The following is a 24,206-nucleotide window of genomic DNA, read 5'->3' as shown; positions in this document are numbered from 1 at the left end:
GAGGTCTGGGACGCCACGACCGGGTCGCTGCCGGCGCTCGACGGCGCCGGCTTCGTCGTCTCGCTCGGCGCCGAGGAGTCGGCGCGCGACGAGCGCCTGCCGTGGGTTGCGGCGGAGGTCGAGCTGCTGCGCGCCGCGATCGCCGCCGAACTGCCGGTGCTCGGGGTCTGCTTCGGCGGCCAGGCGCTGTCGATCGCGCTCGGAGGCGACGTCGACCACGCCGAGCGACCGCAGATCGGCTGGCTCGCGATCGACGGCGACGAGCTCGAGCACGGACCGTGGTTTCACTGGCATTACGAGCAGCTCTCGGTGCCGCCCGGCGCGCAGCTGCTCGCCCGCAGCCCGGTCGGCCCGGCTGCGTTTCGAGCCGGCCGCCACCTCGGGATGCAGTTCCACCCCGAGGTCACCACCGCGGTGATCGCCGACTGGGTGCGATCGTCGAGCCGCCTGCGCGAGCTCGGCATCGACGCCGACGAGCTGCTCGCCGAGAGCGAGCGTCGCTCGCCCGCCGCTCGCGCCGCGGCGTGGCTGCTCTTCGACGAATGGTGGGCGCTCGCGACCGGGCGGCCTGAGCGTGCGCGAGGGTGCCGGCGCAGCGCGTCGGCACCCTCGCCCGCCCCCTAGAGTCCGGCTGCGGCGCGCAGCGCCTCGGCCTTGCCGGTCTGCTCCCAGGTGAAGTCGGCGTCGTCGCGACCGAAGTGGCCGTAGGCGGCCGTCTTGCGATAGATCGGCCGGTGCAGCCGCAGCTCCTCGCGGAAGGCTCCGGGGCGCAGGTCGAAATGGTCGTGGATCAGGTCGAGGATCAGGGCGCGCGAGACCTTCTCGGTGCCGAACGTCTCGATCATCACCGAGACCGGGCGGGCGACGCCGATCGCGTAGGCGACCTGGACCTCGGCGCGGTCGGCCAGGCCCGCGGCCACGACGTTCTTGGCGACCCAGCGCGCGGCGTAGGCGGCCGAGCGGTCGACCTTCGACGGGTCCTTGCCCGAGAACGCGCCGCCGCCGTGGCGGGCGAAGCCGCCGTAGGTGTCGACGATGATCTTGCGGCCCGTCAGGCCCGCGTCGCCGACCGGCCCGCCGATGACGAAGCGGCCCGTCGGGTTGACCAGGAACTCCTTGCGCAGCGTGTCGGCGTCGTACAGCTCGGCCGGCAGGACCGGCAGGACGACGTTCTCCCACAGGTCGTCGGTGATCTGCTGACGCGTCGCCTCCTCGGCGTGCTGCGTGGAGATCAGCAGCTTCTCGATCCCGACCGGCTTGCCGTCGCGGTAGCGGACCGACACCTGGGTCTTGCCGTCCGGACGCAGGTAGCCCAGCGTGCCGTCCTTGCGCACCGCGCTCAGCCGCTCGGCGAGCTGGTGGGCGAACGTGATCGGGGCGGGCATCAGGTTCGCCGTCTCGTTGGAGGCGTAGCCGAACATCATGCCCTGGTCGCCGGCGCCGGCGACGTCAAGAGCGTCCGTGGAGCCCTCGGTGCGCGCCTCGTCGGCCGTGTCGACGCCCTGCGCGATGTCGGGCGACTGCTTGTCGATGGCGTTGAGGACCGCGGCGCTGTCGGCCGAGAAGCCCAGGTCGCCGTCGACGTAGCCGATCTTGCGGATCGTCTCGCGGGCGATCTCCTGGATGTCGACGTACGTCTCGGTGGTGATCTCGCCGGAGACCACGACCAGGCCCGTGTTGACGAGCGTCTCGCAGGCGACGCGCGACTTGGGGTCGTCGGTGAGGCAGGCGTCCAGGACGCCGTCCGAGATCTGGTCGGCGACCTTGTCGGGGTGGCCCTCCGTGACGGACTCGGAGGTGAAGAGGTACTCGTTGTCGGCGTAGCTCATTGGGTAAGTAGGAGGGAGATCTCCGCGGTGGATTCGCTGTCGTTGCCGATGGTGCTGGCGCCGATGGCCCGGACCTTCTGGAGGTCGGCCCTGGCGGCCTGGTAGGCACGTGATTGGTCGAGGCCGGTCGCCTCGCCCAGCTTCAACAGCCGTGTGAAGTCCAGGAAGAGTAGCGAGGACAGCAAATCAGGATGATTCCCTACTGCCTTTCGCCAGTTCTCGGTGTCGGTCAGGTGCTTGCCGCCGGCCTTGACCGCGGCGATCCCCTTCGGGCTCGTCGAGACCGCGACCTTGCCGTCCCAGACCGCGGTCGACAGCGTCGTGCGCACCGCGGCGGGCAGCCCGTCGAGGGTCCGGCGCGCCGCCGCCTCGTCGGAGGCGTAGGCCATGATCGTGAGGATCGGCGCGGGCGTGGCCTCGGTCAGGACCACCGCCGCCTCGCCCGGGAAGACCTTCAGGAGCGGCTTGTCCAGCGAGGACGCCAGCGACTGGATCGTCTTCGACGACGACCCCGCGGCGGCCAGCAGCCGCTGCAGCGCCGGGGCCAGGTTGCTGACGCCGAGGTAGGCCATCGCGTCGGCCGGGACCGCCGCGGCGAGCGTCGGCTTGAAGGGCTTGAACCCCTCGGCGCCACCGCGCTTCAGCGACGGGTCGAGCTGGGACTTGACCGTCAGCTCGGCCCGGTCGCCCTTGGCCTGGAGGCCGAACGCGGCGCCCTTCAGCGTCGCCTGGTCGAAGAGCACGCCGGCGGCGCCGAGCAGCCCGCCCTGGGGCGCGAGCAGCCGCCGCAGGCCGTCGGCCGACAGCCAGCCGTCGGCGACGCGGTCCTCGGGCAGCGCGGCCAGCTCCTTCCTCGGCCCCGCCGCCTGCGCCAGCGAGCCCCGGCCGCCGGCCTTCTGGAGCCGGGCGGCGACGTTCAGCGACTCGGGCTGGCCGATCGCCAGGAACGTCCCGACGTAGGTCGACGCCAGCGACCCGCACGCCTGCTGCCGGGCGCCGGGGTGCGCCTTGCCGGTGTCGACGAGCACGAGCGAGTTGGCCTGCGACGAGGTGCCGGTGTCGAAGATCGCCAGCGCGGCCTCGTCGGCCGTCTTCAGGGCCTTGGTGGCGACGTCGCAGCCGGGCGCCTGCAGGCGGGAGACGATGCTGTCGCGCAGCTTCGCGTAGGACGGGAACGACGACGCGACCTTCGCCGCGTCGCGCGTCTGCGCGCGCCCCGGGTCGGTCGAGAGGTGGACGTAGACCAGCGCGTCGGCGGGCACCAGCCGCGCCGCGGCGGACGCGGGCGGCTTCGCGCGGCCCCCGTCTCCCCCGCCGCCCGCGATCGCGATCACGGCGACGACGAGCACCACGACGATCGCCACCGCGCCGCCGGCCGCGAACAGCCGCCCGCGAGCGGTCAGGTCGATGCGCTTGGGGGCGTCAGCGCTCATCGCGCTGCCCGGATCGCCGCCCCGACGGGGCGTGTCGAAGTGCTACTCGCCACGGCGATTCGCGCGCTCCTTGAAGTCGATGATCAACGGGATCCCGTCCATCCCGAACCGCTGCCGCAACCGATTCTCGACGAAGTACGCGTAGTCGCGCGTCACCCGGTTGCGCGAGTTGACCTGGATCGCGAAGCGCGGCGGCCGCGTCTCGAACTGCGTCATGTACAGCAGCCGCAGGCGGCTCCCCTGCTTGGCCGGCGGCTGGCGCTCCTGGACGACCTCGCTGATGAAGCGGTTGAGCTGCGGCGTCGGGATGCGGGTTCGGACGCGGTCGCCGAGGATGATCGCCTCCTTCAGCAGGCGCTCGACGTTGCGCCCGCTCACCGCGGACGTGGTCAGCACCTTCGGCCGCAGGCGCAGCTTGTTGTTGACCCGCGCGCGCTCGTGGTCGAGGTCGGACTCCTCCATCGGCGCGACGTCCCACTTGTTGAGGACCAACGCCGTCGCGCAGCCCTCCTTCATCGCCAGCTCGGCGATCCGCAGGTCCTGCGCGGTGACGCCGTCGTGCGCGTCGCAGATCACCAGCGCGACGTCCGCGCGCTCGACCGCCCGCTGCGAGCGCAAGGTGGTGTAGTACTCGACCGACTCGGTGACCTTGGCCTGGCGGCGCATGCCCGCGGTGTCGACGACGATCACGCGGCGGCCGTCGACCTCCATCGGCAGGTCGATCGCGTCGCGCGTCGTGCCCGCGACGTCGGAGACGATCACGCGGTCGGACCTCACGAACTTGTTGACCAGCGACGACTTGCCCACGTTGGGCCGGCCGATCAGCGCCAGCCGGATGATGTCGTCGTCCTCGTCCTCGGCGTCGCCGTCGGGCAGGTGCGAGACCACGGCGTCGAGCAGGTCGCCGGTGCCCAGGCCCTGGGTCGCGCTGACCGCCATCGGGTCGCCGAGGCCCAAGGCGTAGAACTCGGTCGCCGACGGCACGTTCTTGACCGAGTCGATCTTGTTGACGACCACGATCACCGGCTTGCTCCAGCGCCGCAGCAGGTCGGCCAGCTCCTCGTCGCCCGGGCGCACGCCCGCCTGGCCGTCGACGACCAGCAGCCCGACGTCGGAGTCGGCGATCGCGGCCTGGGCCTGCTCGCGGATCGACCCGGCCATCGGGTCCTCGTCGAACAGGTCCATGCCGCCGGTGTCGATCAGCGTGAAGCGCCGGCCGTTCCACTCGCACGGCACCTCGTGGCGGTCGCGCGTGATGCCGGGCGCCTCGTGCACCACGGCGACCCGCGACTCGCTCAGCCGGTTGACCAGCGACGACTTGCCGACGTTCGGATAGCCGAGGACGGCGACCTTCGGACCCGTGCTCATGCCGAGACCTCCGAGACCCGAGCGGCGATCGCGTCGACGACCTCGTCGATCGACAGCCCGGTCGTGTCCAGCTCCCACGCCCCGGGAGCCGCCGACAGCGTCGTGCGACCGTGACTGGAGTCGCGCTCGTCGCGCGCCCGCAGGTCGGCCTCGACCTCCGCGGGATCCATCCCCAGCTCGGCGGCGCGGCGGCGCGCGCGCTCGGCCGGGTCGGCGGTCAGGTAGACCTTGACCTCGGCGTCCGGCGCGACGACCGTCGCGATGTCGCGCCCCTCGGCCACGTAGTCGCCGCCGGCGACGATCGCGCGCTGCTGGGCGACCATCGCCTCGCGCACCGCCGGGTCGTTGGCGACGATCGAGGCCTGCTCGCTGACCGCGGCCGTCCGGATGATCGACGACACGTCCTCGCCGTTGAGCAGCACGAGGCCGCCGTCGAGCTGGATGTCGAGCGCTCCGACCTCGTCGAGACCGCGCAGCGACGCCAGCGCGACCGCGCGATACATCGCCCCGGTGTCCAGGTAGGTGAAGCCCAGCGCCTCCGCCACGGCGCGCGCCACGGTCGACTTGCCCGCTCCCGCGGGTCCATCAATGGCCACAAGCACGGCCGGGAGGGTAGGCGTACCGCCTCCGGTGTGGCATCCTCCGCATTGGGGTGCGCCTCATCGGGCCTCTTCGGGAGAGAGACTTCGCGCTGCTGTGGGCCGGGACGCTCGTGTCGCTTCTGGGCGACGGGATCTACCTGGTCGCGCTGCCGTTCGCCGTCCTGGACCTGGACGGATCCGCCACCGACCTGTCGCTGGTGGGCTTCGCCTGGTCGCTGGGGATCGTGGGCTTCCTGCTGCTCGGCGGGCTGGCCGCCGACCGCTATGACAAGCGCCGCCAGCTGCTGGTCGCCGACGCCGTGCGGCTGGCCGCGGTCGGCGCGATCGGCGGGCTGTCGGTCGGCGGCGTGCTGGAGATCTGGCACCTGGTCGTGCTCGGGTTCGTCTTCGGCGCGGGCGAGGGCCTCAGCGGCCCGGCGATGGGCGCGATCGTGCCCGAGCTGGTCCCCGAGGACCGGCTGATCGAGGCCAACGCGCTGCAGGGCTCGCTGCGGCCGATCGCGCTGCGGCTCGCCGGGCCGGCGCTCGGCGGCGCGACCGTCGCGCTGCTGGACACCGGCGGCGCGCTGCTGGTCGACGCCGGGACGTTCGCGGTGTCGATCGCGTGCCTGCTGGCGATGCGGGCGCGCGTGCCGGTCCATGAGGGCGAGCACGAGCCGCTGCGCGCGCAGATCCGCGAGGCCGCGCGCTTCGTGCGCACCCAGACGTGGCTGTGGGCGACGCTGATCGGCGCGGGGATCTCGATCCTGTTCTTCCTCGGGCCGGTCGAGGTGCTGCTGCCGATCCGCATCGACGGCGACCTCGGCGACAGCGCGGGCGCGTTCGGCATCGTGCTCGCCGCGGGCGGGATCGGCGCGACGCTCGGCACCGCGGCGATCGGCCACTTCGGCATGCCGCGCAAGGAGATCAGCGCGCTGTACTGGTTCTGGGGCCTGGCGGGCTTCGCGCTGTGCGGCTACGCGTTCGCGACCGCGGTCTGGCAGCTGGTCGTGCTCTCGTTCCTGTTCGGGCTGGGCAGCGGCGCGGGCAACCCGATCTGGTCGACGCTCATGCAGGTGCGCGTGCCCGCGACCATGCGCGGGCGCGTGGGCTCGCTGGACTGGCTGGTGTCCTTCGCGCTGACGCCGATCTCGTTCGGGCTCACGGGCCCGCTGGCCGCGGCGTTCGGGCCCGCGGCGGTGCTGGTCGTCGCGGGCCTGGTCGCCGGCGGCGGGACGCTGACGCTGCTGTACGTCGTCCCGGGGCTGCGCGACGAGAACGGCGGGATCGCGCGCGCGACCGCCGCCGGCCTCGACGCGGGGCCTCAGCCGCCGATGAGCGAGCCGATGTCGTCGGCGAACGTCGGGTAGGAGACGTCGGCCGCCTCCATCCCCTCGACGGTCACGCCCTCCTCGGAGGCCAGCCCGGCGATCGCGCCGAGCATCGCCAGGCGGTGGTCGCCGTGGGAGTGGATCGTCCCGCCCTTCAGGCCGCCCGTCCCGCGCACGACGAAGCCGTCGTCGGTGGCGGTCAGGTCGCCGCCCAGCGCGTTGAGGCCGTCGACGACGGTCGCGATCCGGTCGGACTCCTTCAGGCGCAGCTCGTGGGCGCCGCGGACGATCGTCTCGCCCTCGGCGAAGCAGCCCAGCAGCGCGACCAGCGGCAGCTCGTCGATGGCCGGCGGGACCTCATCGGCCTCGACGACCGTGCCGGTCAGCGGGCCGTGGGCGACCTCGAGGTCGCCGATCGGCTCGGTCCCGACGACGCCGTCGTCGGGCGCGTCCTCCAGCTCGCCGACGACGATCCCGCCCATGCGCTGGACGATGCGGTGAAAGCCCGTGCGCGTCCAGTTCGTGCCGGAGCCGGTGATCGTGATCCGCGAGCCGCCGACCAGCACGCCGGCGGCGATCATGAACGCGGCGCTCGACGGGTCGCCGGGGACGACGAGGTCGTCGAGGACCAGCTCGTCCACGTTGGTGACCGTGACGTGGCGGCCGTTGCGGTGCACGGTGACGCCGGCGGCGGCGAGCATCCGCTCGGTGTGGTCGCGGCTGGGCGCGGGCTCGACCACCGTCGTCGCGCCGTCGGCCATGAGGCCGGCGAGCAGGACGCAGGACTTGACCTGGGCCGAGGCGACGGGCAGGTCGTAGGCGATGGACCGCAGCCGCGCGCCCGTGACCGTGAACGGCGGCAGGCGGTCGTCGGTGGCGTCGATCGTCGCGCCCATGCGGCGCAGCGGCTCGGCGACGCGGTCGACCGGGCGGCGGCGGATCGAGCTGTCGCCGTCCAACGTGTAGGCCTGGCCTTCCTGCCCGGCCAGCCAGCCCGGCAGCAGGCGCATCAGCGTCCCCGCGTTGCCGACGTCGATCGGCCCGTCGGGCACCTGGGCGTTGCGCAGCCCGGTGCCGCGGATCGTGACGAGGTCGCCGCCCTCGTCGACCGTGACCAGCGCGCCGAGCGCGCGGACCGCGTTGAGCGTCGAGGTGGTGTCCTCGGCGTGCAGGTAGTTGCGCACGCGGACGGGCTCGGCGGCCATCGCGCCGAGGATCGCGGCGCGGTGGGAGATCGACTTGTCGGCCGGCGGGCGAACCGACCCCTTCAACTTCTTGGCGGGGGCCCAGTGGACGGTGGTCACGTGCTGTTCCTGTCTCGACGGCGACGCAGTCGACGCGTGGTCATGATTGGGAGAGAACCTCGTCGACCAGCGACCGCGCGCGGGCGTGGTGCTCCTCGGCCACCCAGAGGGCGACCTCGCCGCTGCGGAAGTCGGGTTGGGGGGAGAGGGTCATGTCGTGGATGTTGATGCCCGCGCGCGAGAGCGTCAGCGCGAGGTCGGCGACGACGCCGGGGCGGTTGGGGACGACGCGGCGGATCTCGGTCAGCTCGCCGCCGGTCATGCCGACGTCCAGCAGCGCGCGGCGCTGTCGCTGCGCCTCGGCCTGCCAGGCCTCGGTCGCGTGCGTGTCGTCGCGCGCGAGGAGGTCGCGGGCCTCGGTCAGCAGCGCGATCGTCGCGTCGAGCCCGGCGAGGACCGCGTCGCGGTTGGCGTCGTAGATCCCGGCCCACAGCGGCGGGTTGGCGCCGGCGACGCGGGTGGCGTCGCGGAACGACGGCCCGACGACCGGGATCGCCTCGCCGCCCAGCGCGCGCGTCGCCTGCGCGACCATCGCGTTGGCGACGACGTGCGGCACGTGCGAGAACGCGGCCATCAGGCGGTCGTGGTCGGAGGCGTCGATGATCGTCGGCACCGCGCCGAGGCCGGTGACGAAGCGGTGCAGGCGCTCCAGCAGGATGCCCTCGGAGTCGGGGCGCGGCGTCAGGTACCAGGTGGCGCCGGCGAACAGGTCGCCGCGCGCGTGCTCGACGCCCGCGACCTCGGCCCCGGCCAGCGGGTGGCCGCCGATGTAGGGGTCGCGCGGGTGGCCGGCGACCAGCGCGGCCTTCGTGGAGCCGACGTCGGTGACGACCGCGCCCGCGAAGAACGCGCACGCCTCGGCCACGTGCCGCGCCAGCCCCGCGATCGGCGCGGCGATGACGGCCACGTCGACCTCGCGCGGGAAGTCGCCCGGCTCGTCCACCACCGCGTCCACCACGCCACGCTCCAGCGCCTTCGCCCGGACCTCGGGGTCCGGGTCGAAGCCCACCACCTCGGCGCCCAACCGCTCCCGCGCGGCCAGGCCGACCGAGCCGCCGATGAGCCCCAGCCCGACGAGGGCCAAGCGGAATGCCTCGCCTGAAGGCTCGGATTCCGGGCGAAACGACGGCTCGTCGGAGGCTTCCGTCACGCCGCGGCGCCCTGCTTGGCCGCGGCGCCGAAGGGCAGCTTGCCCGCCAGCTCGGCCGCCTGCTCGACCTTGCGGGCGTAGGCGTTGAACTGGTCGACGCGGATCTGCTGCGGGCCGTCGCAGATCGCCTCGTCGGGCTCGGGGTGCGTCTCGACGATGATGCCGTCGGCGCCCGCGGCGGCGGCGGCCAGCGACAGCGACTCGACCAGCGAGCGGCGCCCGGCGGCGTGTGACGGGTCGACGACGATCGGCAGGTGCGTCATCTCCTTCAGCACCGGGATCGCCGTGATGTCGAGCGTGAAGCGGTAGGCGGTCTCGAAGGTGCGGATGCCGCGCTCGCAGAGCATCACCGACTCGTTGCCCTCCTTGAGGACGTACTCGGAGGCCATGATCAGCTCCTCCAGCGTCGAGGAGAGCCCGCGCTTGATCAGCACGGGGATGCCGGAGCGGCCGATCTCGCTCAGCAGCGGGTAGTTCTGCATGTTGCGGGCGCCGATCTGGATGACGTCGGCGACCTCGGCGACGGCCTCGATGTCGCGCGCGTCCATCAGCTCGGTGACGATCGGCAGGCCCGTGCGGGCCTTGGCCTCGGCGAGCAGCCGCAGGCCCTCCTGGCCGAGGCCCTGGAAGGCGTAGGGCGAGGTGCGCGGCTTGTAGGCGCCGCCGCGGAAGAGGTTGGCGCCGGCGGCGAGCATCGCGTCGGCGGTGTCGAGCGTCTGGTCGCGCGTCTCGACCGTGCACGGCCCGGCGATGAGCGCGAAGTGGTCGCCGCCGACCTTGGCGTTGCCGATCTCCAGCGTCGTGCGCGCGTCGCCCTTGATCTGCGACGAGGCCAGCTTGTAGGGCTTGAGGATCGGGACGACCTTCTCCACGCCCTCGTGCCCCTCGAGGCCGAGGCGGGCGACGTGCTCGCGGTCGCCGATGGCGCCGATGATCGTCACCTCCTCCCCACGGCTGGGGTGCGCGTGGGCTCCGACGGACTCGATCCGCTCGATCACGGCCTGCACCTGTTCCTCGGTGGCCGTCGGCTTCATCACGATCATCATCTTGTTGCTCTTTTCTGCTGCTTGGGATGGAAGTCTAAAGGGAGGCGATCAGCGTGGACGCGTGGAAGCGTCCACGCGCACGGAGGGGGCTTTACCGGCGCTCGACCCCGAGGGTCCGCGGACGCGAATGGCCCGCAGGGACACGGCCACACGGCCGGACCGAGCGCCTAGCTAAATCGCCAATACCAAGCAACGAGAGACCCGTTCGCGACCACCGCGTCGCCACCGGCCGGGCCGGCGTGCGAAGTGCGCGTGGTGAAGGGCGAGCGGGACATGCTGCGGCGCGTATGTAAGCAGATGCGTTGGGCTGTGGGAAGGCGCCGTCGTGCCGGGTGGCTGGGGGATGCGGGTCGCCCTATGACTGCTATGCAGTCAATACTCGACCCCGATCCCTCAGAAGCCGCTCGTTCGGTGGCGAACGGCGCGTGCGCTACGCCCCCAGCAACGCCCCGAGCACGCTCAGGAAGCGCCGGTTCTGTGCCGGCGTCCCGTAGGTCACCCGTAGCGCGCCCGGCCGGCCCAGGGCCGCCCCGGCGCGCACCAGCACGCCGCGCTCGGTCAACCCGGCGACCACGCGCGCCTCGGTCTCCCCCGGCTCCTCGCCGTCCCGGCTCGGCAGGTCGAACCACGCGAAGTTCGCCTGCGACGCGGCGGGCGCGATGCCCAGCTCGCCCAGCCCGTCCTCCAGCTCCAGCCGCGCCACGATCGCGCGCTCGACCCGGGCCGCGACCGCGTCGCCGTGCTTGAGCGACTCCACCGCCGCCGCCTGGGCGGCCGCGTTGCAGAAGAACGGCTGGCGGACCTGGTTGACCGCGGTGACGAAGGCGTCGCTTCCGCACAGCGCGTAGCCCACGCGCAGGCCGCACAACCCGTACACCTTGGAGAAGGTCCGCAACAGCACCAGGTTGGGGTGCTTCTTCAACAGGTCGATCGAGGCGTCGGGGTCGTCGAGCGTGTTGTACTCGCAGTAGGCCTCGTCGAGGATCACGCAGACGTGCTTGGGCACGCGCGCGACGAAGGCCGCGATCTCGTCCAGCGGGAGCGCCGTCGACGTGGGGTTGTTGGGGTTGCAGACGACCACCAGGCGCGTGGCGGCGGTGATCTCCGCGAGCATCGCGTCGAGGTCGTGCTCCTGGGCGTCGTTGAGCGGCACCTGGATCTGCGTCGCGCCGGTCGCGGCCGCCAGGTGCGGGTAGACGCTGAACGACGGCCACGCGTAGACCAGCTCGGCGCCCTCCTCCAGCAGCGCCTCGCCGGCGGCCAGCAGGATGTCGCAGGACCCGTTGCCGATCGCGATCCGCGACGCCGGCACCTCGTAGCGATCGCTCAGGGCGCCGCGCAGCTTCGCGTTCGTCGGATCCGGATAGCGGTTGACGCCGGTCAGGATCGCCTGGACGGCCGCGACGACCGGCTCCAGCGGCGGCTCGGGCGACTCGTTGGACGCCAGCAGCGCGACGTCCTCGGGCAGCGCGTAGGCGGCCGCGGCGGGATAGACGGGGATGCGGCGGACCGCCGCGGAGAACTCGATCGCCATCGCCCGGGAGGGTATCGGTCCCTCCCGGCCCGGCTACTGCGCGGACTCCAGGTCCCGGCGCAGCCGCTGGGCCTCGCCGAGGTACACGTGCTTGGCCGTGTGGTCCTCGGCGGCGTGGTAGTGCATCAACACGCGCACGACCTTGGGCAGCGAGCCGGGCACCGGGATCTCCTGCGCGCACATCAACGGCACCTGGTCGAAGCCGAGACGCCGCGCGGCGACCGCCGGGAAGTCGGCGTCGAGGTCGGCAGTGACCGTGAAGATGCAGCTGACGACGTCGTCCGGCGTCAGGTCGTTGCGGCGCAGGATCTCCTTCATCAACGTCTCGGTGGCCCAGAGGATGTCCGCGGACGTGTTGTTCTCGGCCGTGTTGGCCCCACGGAGGGCGAAGAGGCGCATCGGACGCGGCATGATGTCAGGAAGTGCGGCGTCGCTCGTTCGTCCAGGAGCCTGCGGCCTGACCCGCGGGCGGCCGACATCCCAGTCGATGGCGTCGCCTCCCGCACGTCGCGTCCTCGTGCTCGGCATGTTGGCCGGGTGCCTGGCGCTGCTCCCGTTCCTCCGCGAGGACCTCGGCTCGTCCTCGGCGTTCCTGCCGGTCTGCCTGGTCCTCGTCGCGCTCTGCGACCTGGCGACCGCCGGGCTGCTGGCCGCGCGCTTCCTCGGCCTCGGGTCGTCGCAGCTGCTGGCCCTCTCGGGCGCCTACCTCGGCGCCGGGCTGTTGGCCGTCGTCCACCTGCTGGTGCTGCGCGGCGTCTTCGGCGCCGAGCACGGCGCGGTCATCGACGCGGGGCCGCAGGCCGCCGCGTGGCTGTGGGCGGTCTGGCACGGCGGGCTGCCGCCGGCGCTGGCCCTCGCGCTCTGGGGCGGGCCGCCGGAGTGGCGCCGCCGCCTGGCCGGGCCGACCGCCCGCCGGCTGCGCGCGCTGCGCCTGGCCTGCGGCTTCGTCATCGCGGTCGTCGCGGCGATCACCGCGGTCGTGGTGGCGATCGGCCCGTCGCTGCCGACGATCGTCTCCGGCGACCGGCTCTCGGACTCCGGGCTGCTCGCCGCGCCGATCGCGCTCGGGCTCGACCTCGTCGCGCTGGTCGTCGTCGCCCGCCGCGGGCGGCGCAGCGCGATCGAGCGGCGGCTGCTGATCGTCGTGGCCACGACGTTCGCCGGGACCGCGCTGACGCTCGCCGCGCTCTCGCGCGACACCGTCGGCTGGTACGCGGCCGGCGCGCTGGACCTCGCGGGCTCGGCGCTGCTGCTGTCGGTCGTCGCGGGCGGCCTGGGCCGGCTCGGCGTCCTCGGCGTGCGCGCCGACGAGCGGGCCGGCGCCCGCGACCCGCTGACCGGCGTCCGGACCCGCGCCGCCACGCTGGTGGCCGCCGAGCACCTGCACGCCCAGCGCGCGTCCGGCGTGCCGCTGGGCCTCGCGCTGCTGGACGTCGACGGGCTGCGCCGGATCGGCGACGAGCACGGGCCGCTGGCCGCCGACGCGGTGCTGATGTCGGTCGCGCGCAACCTGCGCGGCGTGCTGCGCGACGGCGACGTCCTCGGCCGCTCCGGCGACGAGGGCTTCCTGGTCCTGCTGCCGGGCACCGACGCCGAGGGCGTCACGATGGCCATGGACCGCGCGATCGCGGCGGTCCGCGAGCAGAAGGTCGGCACGTGGGCCCACGACGTCCGGACGACGGCGTCCGCCGGGATCGCGATGGTCGGCTCCGGCGACGCCGCGGTCGCCGACGCCCTCGCCGCCGCCGACCTGGCGCTCAACCAGGCCAAGGCGCACGGGCGTGACCAGGTGGTCAGCCCGGCGCGCGCGCAGGTGGTGCCGCTGCGTCGCGCAGGCGCTGGACCTCAGCGGGGCTGAGCCGCCGCACGCGGCCCTCCCCCAGGTCCCCGAGTCGCAGCGGGCCGAACGCGACGCGCCGCAGCTCGGTGACCGGATGGCCGATCTCCGCGCACATGCGGCGCACCTGGCGCTTGCGGCCCTCGTGGATCGTGAGCTGCAGGACGCCGACCTCGAGCTGGCGCACCTGGGCGGGCGCGGTGCGGCCGTCCTCCAGCTCGACGCCCTCGCGCAGCCGCCGCAGCTCCCGCTCGTCGACGAAGGCGCCGACGTGCGCCACGTAGGTCTTGGGGACCTCGTAGCGCGGGTGCGTGAGGCGGTTGGCGAGGTCGCCGTCGTCGGTGAGCAGGATCAGGCCGGTGGTGTCGGCGTCGAGGCGGCCGACGGGATAGAGCCGCTTGCCCGGCTCGTCGACCATCGCGACGACCGTCGGGCGGCCGTGCGTGTCCTTGGCGGTCGAGACGACGCCGCGCGGCTTGTGGACCATCCAGACGACGCGCTGGTCGGCGATGGCGACGGGGGCACCGTCGACCGTGACGGGCTCGGAGCCGTCGACGTCGCGGGCCGGGTCGGTGACGATCTCCCCCGCGACCGCGACGCGGCCCTCGCGGACGATCGCCTCCGCCGCGCGGCGGCTGGCGACTCCGGCGTGGGCGAGGAACTTCGCGAGGCGCATCGGCCTGCGAGGCTACCCGCATGGACTTCGACGGCGTGCTCGCGTGGCTGCGCGACCATCTCGGGCAGCGGGTGGTCGCGGCGACCACCGCCGAGGGCAACACCACCATGTCGGTGCAGGGGCACCTGCTGAAGGTCGACGCCGGCGACATCAACCTGATCGACCCGACGCCCGGGCGGATCGAGGCGTGGTCGGTCGGCGGCGCGACGCTCGTGCTGCTGGAGGGCGACTTCAGCGCGGCGGGGACGACGGACTTCGGCACGGGGCGCCCGGCGCTGGTCCAGGCGACGTTCGGGTCGCTGGTCGTGACGTTCGCCGAGCTGCCGGCCTCCGCGGGCTAGCCTGTAGGGGCTCTCGCCCATGGACCTCCAGCTCCTCGACACCACGCTGAGCGACCTCGGCCAGCCGTCCTTCCGCGCCAAGCAGGTGTGGGAGTGGACGGCGCGCGGCGCGCACGGCTACGACGGCATGACCAACCTGCCGGCGCCGCTGCGCGCCGAGCTGGCCGCGCGCGTGCCGTTCTCCACGCTGGAGGTCACCAACGAGGCCCACTCGCGCGACGGCACGATCAAGGCCTTGTTCAAGACGGTCAAGGACGGCCGCCCGGTCGAGGCCGTGCTGATGCGCTACCGCGACGGGCGCCGCTCGCTGTGCCTGTCCTCGCAGTCCGGCTGCCCGTTGACCTGCACGTTCTGCGCGACCGGGACGATGAAGTTCGGGCGCAACCTGACCGTGAGCGAGATCCTCGACCAGGCGCTGCACTTCCGCCGGATCGAGGAGGTCGACCACGTCGTGTTCATGGGCATGGGCGAGCCGATGATGAACCTCGACAACGTGCTGGAGGCCTGCCGGCGCCTGCCCGACGTCGGGGTCACCAACCGGCGCACCGCGATCTCCACGGTCGGCTGGGTGCCGGGCATCGAGCGCCTGACCGAGACCGACATGCCGATCCGCCTCGCGCTGTCGCTGCACGCCGCCGACGAGGCGCTGCGCTCGCGGATCATGCCGGTCAACGACCGCTACTCGCTGGCCTCGGTCCTGGAGGCGTGCGACCGCTTCTACGAGGCCAAGCGCCGGATGGTCTTCATCGAGTACGTGATGCTCAAGGGCGTCAACGACTCCTACGGGCAGGCCGTCCAGCTCGCGAACGTGCTCGACCCCAAGAAGTACAAGATCAACCTGATCCCCTACAACCCGACAGGCTCCTACGACGGGTCCGGCCGCGAGGCCATCGCCGCGTTCAAGGCGGCGCTGGAGGAGCACGGGATCGGGGCGACCGTGCGGCTCACGCGCGGCCAGGACATCGACGCGGCGTGCGGCCAGCTGGCGGCGAAGGCCCTGGCCTCCGCGTCCTAGCGCCGTGCCATCGCTCGACGACCTTCACCGCGAGGCGCGGCTGCTCGAACGCGCCCATCGCAAGGGCGATCCCGCGGCGTTCGAGCGCGTCGCGCCGTGGCGGCCCGACGCGCGCAAGGCGCTGAAGGACGCGGGCGCGCAGATGGTCGTGGCGCGCGAGCACGGGTTCGCGTCGTGGGCGAAGCTGCGCGAGTGGGTGGAGCGCCACCCGGGCGAGTACGCGTTCCACACCGACATGGAGTACTACGAGGGCCGCGCGACCGGGCTGCTGGAGAGCGCGCGCGACGGCACGCCGAGCGCCGCCGCCGGCTTCGAGGCCGAGGGCGTGGAGCTGGACGAGGCGGGCGCGCGGACGGTCGTCGCGCGGCGCCACGGGTTCCCGTCGTGGTCGTCGCTGGGACGCCACGCGCGGGCGCTGGACGAGTCCGGCGACCCGTTCCGGCGCGCGTACGTGGCGCTGGAGGCCGGGGACGTCGACGGCGTCCGCGCGATCCTGGAGCGGTTCCCCGAGCTGGCGCGGGTCAGCGGGACCAACGGCAACGCCCTGATCAACATGGCCTCGACCGTCGACATGGTGGCCTTGCTGCTCGACGCGGGCGCCGCGATCGACCACCCCAACGCCCACGGCTGGACGCCGCTGCACCAGGCCGCCTACCGCGACGACGCCGACCTCGCGCGCTTCCTGCTGGAGCGCGACGCGCCCGCCGACGTCAGCGCGCGCGGCGCGGGCGGGACGCCGCTGGTCGTCGCGCTGTTCTGGGGGCACCGGTCGGTGACCGCGGCGCTGGCCGCGGCGGGCCGCCTTCCCGACAACCTCCGCGTCGCCGCGGGCCTCGGGGACGTCGCGCGGATCGCCGAGTTGGTGCCGACGCCGGGCGCGCCGACCGACGCCGCCGGCGCGCTGCGCGGCTTCTACCGCCCGCACGGCGGCTTCCCGGCCTGGGCGCCCTCCGACGACCCCCAGGAGATCCTCGACGAGGCGCTCTCCTGGGCCGCCCGCTCCGGCCGCGTCGAGGCGATCGAGGCCCTCGTGGCGCTCGGCGCCGACGCGTCGGCCGACGTCTACCGCGGCACCGCGCTGACCTGGGCGGCCGCCGTCGACCGCGCCGACGCGATCACGGCGTTGGTCTCGCTCGGCGCCGACGTCGACCAGCGCGCGACCTTCGGCGGCCCCGACCACGGCGACGGCGTCACCGCCCTGCACATCGCCGCGCAGGCGGGCAACGCCCGCGCGGTCGACGCCCTCCTCAGCGCGAGCGCCGACCCGTCGCTGCGCGACGCGCTCCACCACGGCACCGCCTCGGGCTGGGCCCGCCAGGGCGGGCACACGGCGCTCGCCGAGCGCCTGGCCCGGCCTGGCGAGACGTCGGCCTAGATCTAGTGTCGTGATTCATTCATTCGCCGGCCGCCTCCGGGCGCTCGCCGCCGTCATGCGCTCGTCGCTGATCCTCAACGACCCAAAGGGTCGCCTGCGGTCATCGACGACCACCTGACGGGGCCGAGCATCCCGGAAAGCTGCGACCGATGAATGGATCACGACACTAGTCGTTGACGACGACCTTGAGCCGGGGGTCGCCGACCTTGAGCCCCTTCGCGCCCCGCTTGTCGAATGCGAACCCGGCGACCACGGCCATGGTCCTGCGTAGCTTGAACCGGCACACCCGCTGCTTGCCGTGGCAGTCGCCGCCCCACCCTCCGAAGCGCGCGGTCCTCGTGTCTTTCGCCCGGATCGTCACGACCGTGCCGAGCTTGTACCAGTGGAGAGTGCCCGGCCCAGGAACGCTCCCCTTCGGCGAGACGATCAGCTTGCCGGGAGTGCCGAGCCGCAGAGCGCTGACGCGCACCTTGCCGTGAGCGGCCGTGGCGGCCCGCGGGTCGGGCATCCCCCGAGACGCTGCCTTCGCCTGAGCCGAGGACGCGTGGCCGTCAGCCTCGCTGGACGAATCCCCGCAGCCGGCCACGGGCATGGCGCTCACGATCAGCGCCAGCGCGACCGCCCACGGACGGATCCGGGTGCGACGAGCATCGAGAACCTTGAAGTCTTCGATCATTCCTCTTCCCTCACCTTCGATCGACCCACACGCGCCCCGAGCGCCGCGCGAGTCTCACACGTGACCGACGCCCCGCGCCAGGGCTGTCATTGACAGTCGGCCGGGGCTTGAGCCGGCTGTCAGGCCGACGGCGGGACGTCGTCGGTCGGCGGCTCGTCGGCGATCTCGGGCTCCTCGCCCGCGGCCGCGCCGGCCTCGGCCTCCGCCGCCTCGGCCTCCGCGTCCGCCTCCGGCGTCAGCCCCTCGGCCGCCGGGTCGGCCGCGTCGCCCTCGGCCGCGTCGGCCTCCAGCTCGGTCGTCGCCGGCGCGGTGCCCGCCCGGGCCTCGCCCGCGCGCAGCAGGCGCTCGCGCAGGTCGGACTCCTCCTCGGGCGTCGGGTCCCACTCGGCGACGTCCGGGAGGTCGTCCAGCGACGTCATGCCGAAGAGCTTCAGGAACAGCGAGGTCGTCCGGTAGAGCACGGCGCCGAACGGCGAGCGGCCGGACTCCTCGATCAGGCCGCGCTCGAGCAGCGTCCCCGCCGCCGAGTCCGCCGAGACGCCGCGGATGCGCGTGATCTCCGGCCGCGACACCGGCTGCAGGTAGGCGACGATCGCCAGCGTCTCGGCCTGCGCGGGCGACAGCGGCGGCGTGCGCGGCTTGGACAGCAGCCGGCGCGCGGCGGGCTCGGTGTCGGCGGCGGTCGCCAACGTCCAGCCGCCCGACAGCTCGCGCAGCTCCAGCCCGCGCTGCCCGGGCGCGAAGGCCTCGGTCAGCTCGGCCAGCGCCTCGGCCAGGTCCTCCTCGGAGCACTCGCACGCGGCGAGCAGCTCCATCTCCGTCACCGGCTCGGCCGAGAGGAAGAGGAGCGCCTCGATCGTGCGCGCCAAGGGCGTCACGAAGCACCTCCGGCGCGGGAAGGAGCCGCCAGGCGAGTTCCCGGAAGGGAACCTCGCCCTCCGGGCGAGCGTTCCCCGCTCACGCCACGGCGGCCGCGGACGGCGAGGCGGCCGCGCCTGCCGCGCCGGCGCGGATCTCGATCTCGCCGAACGGCTCGTCCTGCGACCAGGTCGCCTCGCCCTGCTTGTACAGCTCCAGCAGCGCGAACAGCGTCACGCAGACCGTCACGCGGTCGGCGCCCTTGACGGTCTCCTCGAACGTCGTGCGCCCGCGCCCGCGGCCGAGCATGCGGCGCAGGTGCGCGAGGCGGTCGGCGACCGTCACGCGCGGGATCGTCAGGTGGCGGATGTTGACCTGCGGCGGCATCGCCAGCAGCGACCCGATCGCGCGGCCCAGGCGCGCCGGCCTGTAGACGCCCTCCTGGTCGACCAGCTCGGTCACCTGCAGGTGCTTGGGCAGCGGCGCGCTACGGAACCGCACGCCGTCCTCGCCGCGCAGCTTCTCGATCAGGTGGATCGCCGCGCCGCGGTAGCGCTTGGCCTCCAGCATGCGCGCCAGCAGCTCCTCGAGCGCGACGTCGGGCTCGACGTCCAGCAGCTCCTCCTCCTCGCGCGGGAGCATCAGCCGGGACTTCAGCTCCAGCAGCGCGGCGATGAGCACGAGGAACTCGGTGGCGACCTCCAGGTCCAGCTCGCCGCGCGCCTCCAGGATGTCGATGTAGGAGAGGACGACGTCGGCCAGCTCCACCTCCAGCAGGTCGACCTCCTCGCGGAGGATCAGCGTCAGCAGGAGGTCGAACGGGCCGGTGAAGACCTCGAGGTCCAGCTCGAGCTCGGCGACCAGGGTGCTCATACCCGAGAGAACGTAGCGGCCGGGGCCGACGCCACGGTCGCGGGTTTCCCGCTCTTACCGAGGATTCGGGCCCACGCCGATGGCGCGGCGAACGTCCCGCAACACCGGCACCGCGATCGCGCGCGCCTTCCGCGCGCCCTCGGCGAAGATCGCCTCCAGCCGCGCCTCGTCGGGGCGCAGCTCGGCGTAGCGGGCGCGCACGGGCTCCAGCAGCTCGTTGACCGCCCGCGCGGTGGCCAGCTTGAGGTCCCCGTAGCCGCGCGCGTCGGCCAGCGAGGCGACGGCCTCGTCGGGCGTGATCCCCCGCGTCGCGGCCAGGATGTCGACGAGGTTGGAGACGCCCGGCTTCTCCTTGTCGGCCGCCACGATCCGCGGCGGGTCGTCGGAGTCGGTGACCGCGCGCTTGAACTTCTTCTCGGTCGCCTCGGCGTCGTCCAGGACGTAGACCGTGCCCTCCGGCGAGCCGGACGTGGTCGACATCTTCGACGTCGGGTTCTGCAGGTCCATGATCCGCGCGCCGACCGTCGGGATCCGCAGCTCCGGGACCACCAGCACCTCGCCGAAGCGCTCGTTGAACCGCTGGGCGACGTCGCGCATCAGCTCGACGTGCTGGCGCTGGTCGTCGCCGACCGGCACCTCGTCGGCGCGGTAGGCGAGCACGTCGGCGGCCATCAGCACCGGGTAGGTGAAGAGGTCGGCGGAGATCAGGTCGCGCTGCTTGGCCGACTTCTCCTTGAACTGGTGCATCCGGTTGAGGTCGCCGTGCGCGGTGACCGCGCCCAGGTGCCACGCCAGCTCGGTGTGCTCGGGCACGTCGCTCTGGCGGATGAAGACGCACGTCTCCGGATCGAGGCCCGCCGCCAGCAGGATCGCGGCCGTGTCGTAGACCCGCTCGCGCATCTCGGCGGGCTGCCACGGCACCGTCATCGCGTGCAGGTCGACGACGCAGAAGATCGCGACGTCGCCCGCGTCCGCGGCGCGCTGCTGACCCTCCACGTACTGGACGATCGCCCCGATGTAGTTGCCGAGGTGCTTGCGGCCGGTGGGCTGGATGCCACTGAAGATGCGCATTTCCGGGCGGAGTCTATGAAGCGGCCGGGCGGGCGCGGTTCGTGGTTCGAACCGTGGGGTACTCGCGAGGGGATGGACCCCGTCAGCCGGACGCCGACCAAGCCCATTGACTACGCCGCGCTGTCGGCCGGGTACGGCGCGCTGACCGGCGCGCTGGTGGTGGCGGCGCGGTCCACGCGCACGACGCCGATCCGGCCGACCGAGATGCCGGCGCTCGGGCTGGCGACGTTCGCGCTGGCCAAGCTGGTGGCCAAGGAGAAGGTCGACGCGTGGGTCCGCGAGCCGTTCCTGGAGGAGCGTCCCGACGGCCGGCGGCGCCCGAAGGGCCGCCGGCTGCGCTACGCGGTCGGCGAGTTGTTGTCGTGTACGCGTTGCGTCGGGACGTGGAGCGCGCTGGGCCTCGTGGGCCTGCGGCTGCTGCGCCCGCGCGACGCGGGCGTGATCGTGCCGATGCTGGCGCTGGCGGGCGCCAACGACTGGCTGCAGTCCGGCTTCACGACGCTGTGCGCGCAGGCCGACACCGCGCGGGCCCGAGCGGCCCAGGACGCGCGCGAGGCGGGCGAGCGCGAGACCAACGTCCGACGCTTCCCCACCGGCGCCGGAATCCGGACGTAGGAAGCCCACCCCGGCTACCCGGAGAACGTCCGCGGTCCGGACGCGGACCCGCCAAGCTTCACCACGCGCCGCGGGCCCGGAGGTAGCCTCGCGCCGTGAGATCCGCGGCCTTCATCGCCGTGGTGGTGGTCCTGTCGCAGGCCCACCTCTCCCCGGCGCGTGCGGGCGCGGCGGACACGGTGAGTCGTCGGCTGATCGCGCGCTTCTCCAGCGCCACCGCCGCGCATCGCGCCCCCGCCGTCGCCGCCCGGCTCGGCGGGCGGGTCGCGCTCCGGCTGCCCTCGATCGACGCGGTCGTCGTCCGCCCGCGCCACGGCGTCGCGCTCGCCCCGCCCGGCAACGCCGGCTCGATCTCCGCGCCCGCCGCCTGGGACCACCGCACGCACTGCGCGAAGGTCGCCGAGCTGGACAGCGGCGTCCAGCACGACCACCCCGACCTGAGCGCCAACATCTGGCACAACGCCAAGGAGATCCCGGCCAACGGCAAGGACGACGACCACAACGGCTACGTCGACGACTACTACGGCGTGAACATCGAGGCCGGCCACGGGTCCGGGACCGACGCCGACGGCCACGGCACGCACGTCGCGGGGATCATCGGCGGCCGGACCGACAACGCGACCGGGATCGCCGGGACGTGCTGGACGACCGCGATCGTCCCGGTGCGCTTCATGGACTCCCGCGGGCGCGGCTCGGCCTCCGACGCGATCGCCGGGATGCGCTACGCGATCCGGTCGGGCGCCAAGATCATCAACTGCTCGTTCGGATCCTCCCAGCCGTCGCAGGCCCTGCACGACGCGGTCGACGAGGCCCGTTCCAAGGGCATCCTGTCCACCTACCCGACCAACCGCTACAAGGTGCTCAGCGGGACGTCGATGGCCGCGCCGTTCGTCTCCGCCGCGGCGGCGATGCTGCTCGCCGAGCACCCCGGCATGTCCTACCAGCAGCTGCGCTCGCGGCTGCTGGGCGGCGTCGACCGGCTGCCGGCGCTGACGGGCGAGGTCGCCACCGGCGGCCGCCTGGACCTCCTGCGCACGCTGACGGGATCGCCGTGAGCGCGCGCCTGCACCGCCTCGGCGCGCTCTGCGTCCGGCACCGGTGGCCGGTCGTCGGGATCTGGGTGGTCGTCGTCGTCGCGCTGGCGATCTGGGCCGGCTCGGTGGGCTCCAACACCACCGACAACCTGTCGCTGCCCGGCACCGGCAGCCAGGACGCCACCGACCTGCTCACGTCGCGCTTCCCCCAGCAGGCCAACGGGAGCAACCCGGTGGTGCTCACCGCGCCGCAGGGCAAGCACATCACCGACAGCGCCTACAAGACGCCGATCGACGACGCGGTCAGCGCGCTGAAGGCCGACCCCGACATCCGCGACGCCACCAGCCCGCTCGGCGCAGGCGGCGTGGTCTCCAAGGACGGCCGCATCGGCGTGATCGGGCTCAACGTCCGCCCCGCGCCCGGCGACCTGACCGTCGACGGCGCCCAGCGGATCGTCGACGCCGCGACCAACGCCCTGCACGGCTCCGGGCTGAAGGTCGCCGTCGGCGGCTACGTCGGCCAGAAGGTCTCCAAGCCCGAGACGCACTCCAGCGAGGCCGTCGGCCTCGGCATGGCCGTGCTGGTGCTGCTGCTCACGTTCGGCACGGTCGTGGCGATGGGGCTGCCGATCGCGACCGCGGTCCTCGGCCTGGTCGCGGGGCTGTCGATCATCACGTTGATCAGCCACGTCGCGGAGGTCCCGACGGTCGCGCCGACGCTGGCGACGATGATCGGCCTCGGCGTCGGCATCGACTACGCGCTGTTCATCGTCACGCGCCACCAGGAGCAGCGGCGCGCCGGGATGGAGACGCGCGCGTCGATCGCGGCCGCGGCGGCGTCCTCGGGCGGCGCGGTCGTCTTCGCCGGGACGACCGTGATCGTCGCGCTGCTGTCGCTGGCCGTCGTCGGGATCCCGCTGGTGACGACGCTCGGCTACACGGCGGCGATCGTCGTCCTCGTCGCGATGGCCGCCGCGACGACGCTGCTCCCGGCGTTGTTGGGGATCTTGGGCGACCGGATCGACCGGCTGGCGCTGCCCGGGCGCGGCGATCGCGCCGCCGACGCCGGCGGTCGCGCGGCCGACGGCCACCCCCACGGCTGGGCGCGCTGGGCGCACGCGGTCGCCCGCCGCCCGGTGCTCGGCGCCGGGACGGCGCTGATCCTCCTCGCCGTGCTGGCGCTCCCCGCGCTGTCGCTGACGCTCGGCCAGCAGGACAACGGCGCGCTGCCGACCGACACGCAGGCGCGGCGCGCCTACGACGGCATGACCGCGGGCTTCGGCCCGGGCTCCAACGGCCCGCTGCTGATCGCGGTCGACCTCTCCCGGCAGCCGGCGGCCAACGGCGCGCAGGACCCGCGGCTGCAGACGCTCGCGCGCGACCTGGCGGGCGCGAAGGGCGTCGCGAGCGTGACCCCGCCGTCGGTCAACGGCGACGGCACCGCCGCGGTGCTGACCGTGACGCCGACCTCCGCGCCGTCGGCCGACGCCACCGAGACGCTCGTGCGCGACCTGCGCGACACGACGATCCCGGCGGCGACCGACGGCCAGAAGATGACCGCCTACGTCGGCGGGACGACCGCCGGCTACGTCGACCTGGCCGACGAGATCTCCGGCCGGCTGATCCTGACGATCGCGGTCGTCGTCTGCCTGAGCTTCCTGCTGCTGGTGCTGGCATTCCGCTCGCTGGTGATCCCGCTGACGGCCGGGATCATGAACCTCATCTCGATCGGCGCCGCGTTCGGCGTGGTGACCGCGGTCTTCGAGAAGGGCTGGGGCGTCCAGGTCGTCGGGCTGGCCGACGCGGTGGCGATCGTCAGCTACGTGCCGTTGATGATGTTCGCGATCCTCTTCGGGTTGTCGATGGACTACGAGGTCTTCCTGATGACCCACGTCAAGGAGGCCTGGGAGCGCACCGGGGACAACCGCCAGGCCGTGATCGACGGCGTCGCGCACACCGGCCGCGTGATCACCTCCGCGGCGCTCATCATGGTGAGCGTCTTCTTCGCCTTCATCTTGAACGGCGACCCGACCGTCAAGCAGTTCGGCGTCGGCATGGGCGTGGCCGTCGCCGTCGACGCGACCGTCGTGCGCTGCCTGCTGGTCCCGTCGGTCATGACGCTGCTGGGCCGCGCGAACTGGTGGTTCCCGCGCTGGCTGGACCGCATCGTGCCCAACTTCTCGATCGAGGGCGGCGCGCCCGCACCGCCCCCTCCGCCCCTCCCCGAGCCCGAACCCACCCTGAGCCGAAGGTCGTGAT

At 73.4% G+C, this 24,206-nt stretch carries 23 protein-coding genes; 9 read left to right on the top strand and 14 right to left on the bottom strand.

Annotation, left to right across the window (positions count from 1 at the left end; genetic code table 11):
• A partial coding sequence (locus VFG42_RS02235; RefSeq protein ID WP_324904802.1) for a type 1 glutamine amidotransferase occupies window positions 1-624 on the top strand: 624 nt, incomplete at its 5' end.
• Here VFG42_RS02235 and metK read toward each other — a convergent pair.
• From metK to cmk, 4 genes are read right to left on the bottom strand one after another with little or no spacing between them, the layout of a single operon-like run.
• The gene (gene metK / locus VFG42_RS02230; protein ID WP_324904800.1) at window positions 621-1,829 is read right to left on the bottom strand and encodes a methionine adenosyltransferase; all 1,209 of its coding nucleotides are present in this window, start codon (window positions 1,827-1,829) and stop codon (window positions 621-623) included. The two genes, VFG42_RS02235 and metK, sit on opposite strands and share 4 nt — an antisense overlap.
• On the bottom strand, window positions 1,826-3,262 hold the full coding sequence (locus VFG42_RS02225) for a hypothetical protein (protein WP_324904798.1): 1,437 nt from the start codon (window positions 3,260-3,262) through the stop codon (window positions 1,826-1,828). The genes metK and VFG42_RS02225 overlap by 4 nt, the downstream gene beginning before the upstream one ends.
• A 42-nt stretch (window positions 3,263-3,304) precedes the next feature.
• Complete coding sequence (gene der / locus VFG42_RS02220) at window positions 3,305-4,630, bottom strand: ribosome biogenesis GTPase Der (protein WP_324904796.1); 1,326 nt, start codon at window positions 4,628-4,630, stop codon at window positions 3,305-3,307.
• Complete coding sequence (gene cmk / locus VFG42_RS02215; protein WP_324904804.1) at window positions 4,627-5,226, bottom strand: (d)CMP kinase; 600 nt, start codon at window positions 5,224-5,226, stop codon at window positions 4,627-4,629. The genes der and cmk overlap by 4 nt, the downstream gene beginning before the upstream one ends.
• Before the next feature lie 56 nt (window positions 5,227-5,282).
• Here cmk and VFG42_RS02210 point away from each other — a divergent pair, with 56 nt between their 5' ends.
• Window positions 5,283-6,581, top strand: coding sequence for an MFS transporter (locus tag VFG42_RS02210; RefSeq protein WP_324904794.1), 1,299 nt, complete (start codon window positions 5,283-5,285; stop codon window positions 6,579-6,581).
• Here VFG42_RS02210 and aroA read toward each other — a convergent pair.
• The 5 genes from aroA to aroH form a co-directional block, all read right to left on the bottom strand.
• Window positions 6,536-7,846: a 3-phosphoshikimate 1-carboxyvinyltransferase gene (aroA, locus tag VFG42_RS02205; protein ID WP_324904791.1), complete on the bottom strand. Its 1,311-nt coding sequence runs from the start codon at window positions 7,844-7,846 to the stop codon at window positions 6,536-6,538. The two genes, VFG42_RS02210 and aroA, sit on opposite strands and share 46 nt — an antisense overlap.
• 40 nt (window positions 7,847-7,886) lie before the next feature.
• Window positions 7,887-8,930, bottom strand: a complete 1,044-nt coding sequence (locus VFG42_RS02200; protein ID WP_324904789.1) for a prephenate dehydrogenase/arogenate dehydrogenase family protein — start codon at window positions 8,928-8,930, stop codon at window positions 7,887-7,889.
• Window positions 8,931-8,992: 62 nt separating this feature from the next.
• Window positions 8,993-10,030: a 3-deoxy-7-phosphoheptulonate synthase gene (gene aroF, locus VFG42_RS02195; protein ID WP_324904787.1), complete on the bottom strand. Its 1,038-nt coding sequence runs from the start codon at window positions 10,028-10,030 to the stop codon at window positions 8,993-8,995.
• A 442-nt stretch (window positions 10,031-10,472) separates the two neighbouring features.
• Complete coding sequence (locus tag VFG42_RS02190; protein ID WP_324904785.1) at window positions 10,473-11,576, bottom strand: pyridoxal phosphate-dependent aminotransferase; 1,104 nt, start codon at window positions 11,574-11,576, stop codon at window positions 10,473-10,475.
• 33 nt (window positions 11,577-11,609) lie between these two features.
• Window positions 11,610-11,987: a chorismate mutase gene (gene aroH, locus VFG42_RS02185; protein ID WP_324904783.1), complete on the bottom strand. Its 378-nt coding sequence runs from the start codon at window positions 11,985-11,987 to the stop codon at window positions 11,610-11,612.
• 76 nt (window positions 11,988-12,063) lie between these two features.
• On the opposite strand from aroH, the gene VFG42_RS02180 reads away from it, so the two are divergent.
• On the top strand, window positions 12,064-13,434 hold the full coding sequence (locus tag VFG42_RS02180) for a sensor domain-containing diguanylate cyclase (RefSeq protein WP_324904781.1): 1,371 nt from the start codon (window positions 12,064-12,066) through the stop codon (window positions 13,432-13,434).
• Here VFG42_RS02180 and VFG42_RS02175 read toward each other — a convergent pair.
• Window positions 13,370-14,089, bottom strand: coding sequence for a pseudouridine synthase (locus VFG42_RS02175; RefSeq protein ID WP_324904779.1), 720 nt, complete (start codon window positions 14,087-14,089; stop codon window positions 13,370-13,372). The two genes, VFG42_RS02180 and VFG42_RS02175, sit on opposite strands and share 65 nt — an antisense overlap.
• Before the next feature lie 20 nt (window positions 14,090-14,109).
• Here VFG42_RS02175 and VFG42_RS02170 point away from each other — a divergent pair, with 20 nt between their 5' ends.
• From VFG42_RS02170 to VFG42_RS02160, 3 genes are read left to right on the top strand one after another with little or no spacing between them, the layout of a single operon-like run.
• Entirely contained in the window at window positions 14,110-14,430 is a 321-nt protein-coding gene (locus VFG42_RS02170) for a hypothetical protein (RefSeq protein WP_324904777.1), read from the top strand.
• A 19-nt stretch (window positions 14,431-14,449) separates the two neighbouring features.
• Window positions 14,450-15,445, top strand: a complete 996-nt coding sequence (rlmN, locus tag VFG42_RS02165; RefSeq protein ID WP_324904775.1) for a 23S rRNA (adenine(2503)-C(2))-methyltransferase RlmN — start codon at window positions 14,450-14,452, stop codon at window positions 15,443-15,445.
• A gap of 4 nt (window positions 15,446-15,449) precedes the next feature.
• Window positions 15,450-16,820, top strand: coding sequence for an ankyrin repeat domain-containing protein (locus VFG42_RS02160; RefSeq protein WP_324904773.1), 1,371 nt, complete (start codon window positions 15,450-15,452; stop codon window positions 16,818-16,820).
• A 166-nt stretch (window positions 16,821-16,986) separates the two neighbouring features.
• On the opposite strand, the gene VFG42_RS02155 is transcribed toward VFG42_RS02160, so the two are convergent.
• The 4 genes from VFG42_RS02155 to trpS form a co-directional block, all read right to left on the bottom strand.
• Window positions 16,987-17,496, bottom strand: coding sequence for a hypothetical protein (locus tag VFG42_RS02155; protein ID WP_324904771.1), 510 nt, complete (start codon window positions 17,494-17,496; stop codon window positions 16,987-16,989).
• Between the two features lie 119 nt (window positions 17,497-17,615).
• Complete coding sequence (gene scpB, locus VFG42_RS02150; protein WP_324904769.1) at window positions 17,616-18,374, bottom strand: SMC-Scp complex subunit ScpB; 759 nt, start codon at window positions 18,372-18,374, stop codon at window positions 17,616-17,618.
• Between the two features lie 79 nt (window positions 18,375-18,453).
• Window positions 18,454-19,227, bottom strand: coding sequence for a ScpA family protein (locus tag VFG42_RS02145; protein ID WP_324904767.1), 774 nt, complete (start codon window positions 19,225-19,227; stop codon window positions 18,454-18,456).
• 54 nt (window positions 19,228-19,281) lie between these two features.
• Window positions 19,282-20,298 (bottom strand): tryptophan--tRNA ligase, encoded by a 1,017-nt coding sequence (gene trpS, locus VFG42_RS02140; RefSeq protein WP_324904764.1) that lies wholly within the window; start codon window positions 20,296-20,298, stop codon window positions 19,282-19,284.
• A 72-nt stretch (window positions 20,299-20,370) separates the two neighbouring features.
• On the opposite strand from trpS, the gene VFG42_RS02135 reads away from it, so the two are divergent.
• The 3 genes from VFG42_RS02135 (at window position 20,371) to VFG42_RS02125 (ending at window position 24,205) form a co-directional block, all read left to right on the top strand.
• Window positions 20,371-20,913 carry a DUF1360 domain-containing protein gene (locus tag VFG42_RS02135; protein WP_324904762.1) on the top strand — a complete coding sequence of 181 codons (543 nt, stop codon included), beginning with the start codon at window positions 20,371-20,373 and terminating at the stop codon, window positions 20,911-20,913.
• Between the two features lie 95 nt (window positions 20,914-21,008).
• On the top strand, window positions 21,009-21,968 hold the full coding sequence (locus tag VFG42_RS02130; RefSeq protein WP_324904760.1) for a S8 family serine peptidase: 960 nt from the start codon (window positions 21,009-21,011) through the stop codon (window positions 21,966-21,968).
• Window positions 21,965-24,205: an MMPL family transporter gene (locus VFG42_RS02125; protein ID WP_324904758.1), complete on the top strand. Its 2,241-nt coding sequence runs from the start codon at window positions 21,965-21,967 to the stop codon at window positions 24,203-24,205. The genes VFG42_RS02130 and VFG42_RS02125 overlap by 4 nt, the downstream gene beginning before the upstream one ends.
• Window position 24,206: the final 1 nt, after the last annotated feature.

Source organism: Baekduia sp. (assembly GCF_035685985.1).
Lineage (GTDB): Bacteria > Actinomycetota > Thermoleophilia > Solirubrobacterales > Solirubrobacteraceae > Baekduia.
Note: the sequence above shows the minus strand (reverse complement) of the source record. Positions and strands in the feature narration are given on the sequence as shown.

Excerpts from the sequence above, each read along its gene's own strand:
- metK (WP_324904800.1), bottom strand. The coding sequence starts at position 1,829 with ATGAGCTACGCCGACAACGAGTACCTCTTCACCTCCGAGTCCGTCACG.
- VFG42_RS02225 (WP_324904798.1), bottom strand. The coding sequence starts at position 3,262 with ATGAGCGCTGACGCCCCCAAGCGCATCGACCTGACCGCTCGCGGGCGG.
- der (WP_324904796.1), bottom strand. The coding sequence starts at position 4,630 with ATGAGCACGGGTCCGAAGGTCGCCGTCCTCGGCTATCCGAACGTCGGC.
- aroF (WP_324904787.1), bottom strand. The coding sequence starts at position 10,030 with ATGAAGCCGACGGCCACCGAGGAACAGGTGCAGGCCGTGATCGAGCGG.
- VFG42_RS02190 (WP_324904785.1), bottom strand. The coding sequence starts at position 11,576 with ATGGCGATCGAGTTCTCCGCGGCGGTCCGCCGCATCCCCGTCTATCCC.
- aroH (WP_324904783.1), bottom strand. The coding sequence starts at position 11,987 with ATGCCGCGTCCGATGCGCCTCTTCGCCCTCCGTGGGGCCAACACGGCC.
- VFG42_RS02180 (WP_324904781.1), top strand. The coding sequence starts at position 12,064 with ATGGCGTCGCCTCCCGCACGTCGCGTCCTCGTGCTCGGCATGTTGGCC.
- VFG42_RS02175 (WP_324904779.1), bottom strand. The coding sequence starts at position 14,089 with ATGCGCCTCGCGAAGTTCCTCGCCCACGCCGGAGTCGCCAGCCGCCGC.
- VFG42_RS02170 (WP_324904777.1), top strand. The coding sequence starts at position 14,110 with ATGGACTTCGACGGCGTGCTCGCGTGGCTGCGCGACCATCTCGGGCAG.
- rlmN (WP_324904775.1), top strand. The coding sequence starts at position 14,450 with ATGGACCTCCAGCTCCTCGACACCACGCTGAGCGACCTCGGCCAGCCG.
- VFG42_RS02155 (WP_324904771.1), bottom strand. The coding sequence starts at position 17,496 with ATGATCGAAGACTTCAAGGTTCTCGATGCTCGTCGCACCCGGATCCGT.
- VFG42_RS02145 (WP_324904767.1), bottom strand. The coding sequence starts at position 19,227 with ATGAGCACCCTGGTCGCCGAGCTCGAGCTGGACCTCGAGGTCTTCACC.
- trpS (WP_324904764.1), bottom strand. The coding sequence starts at position 20,298 with ATGCGCATCTTCAGTGGCATCCAGCCCACCGGCCGCAAGCACCTCGGC.
- VFG42_RS02135 (WP_324904762.1), top strand. The coding sequence starts at position 20,371 with ATGGACCCCGTCAGCCGGACGCCGACCAAGCCCATTGACTACGCCGCG.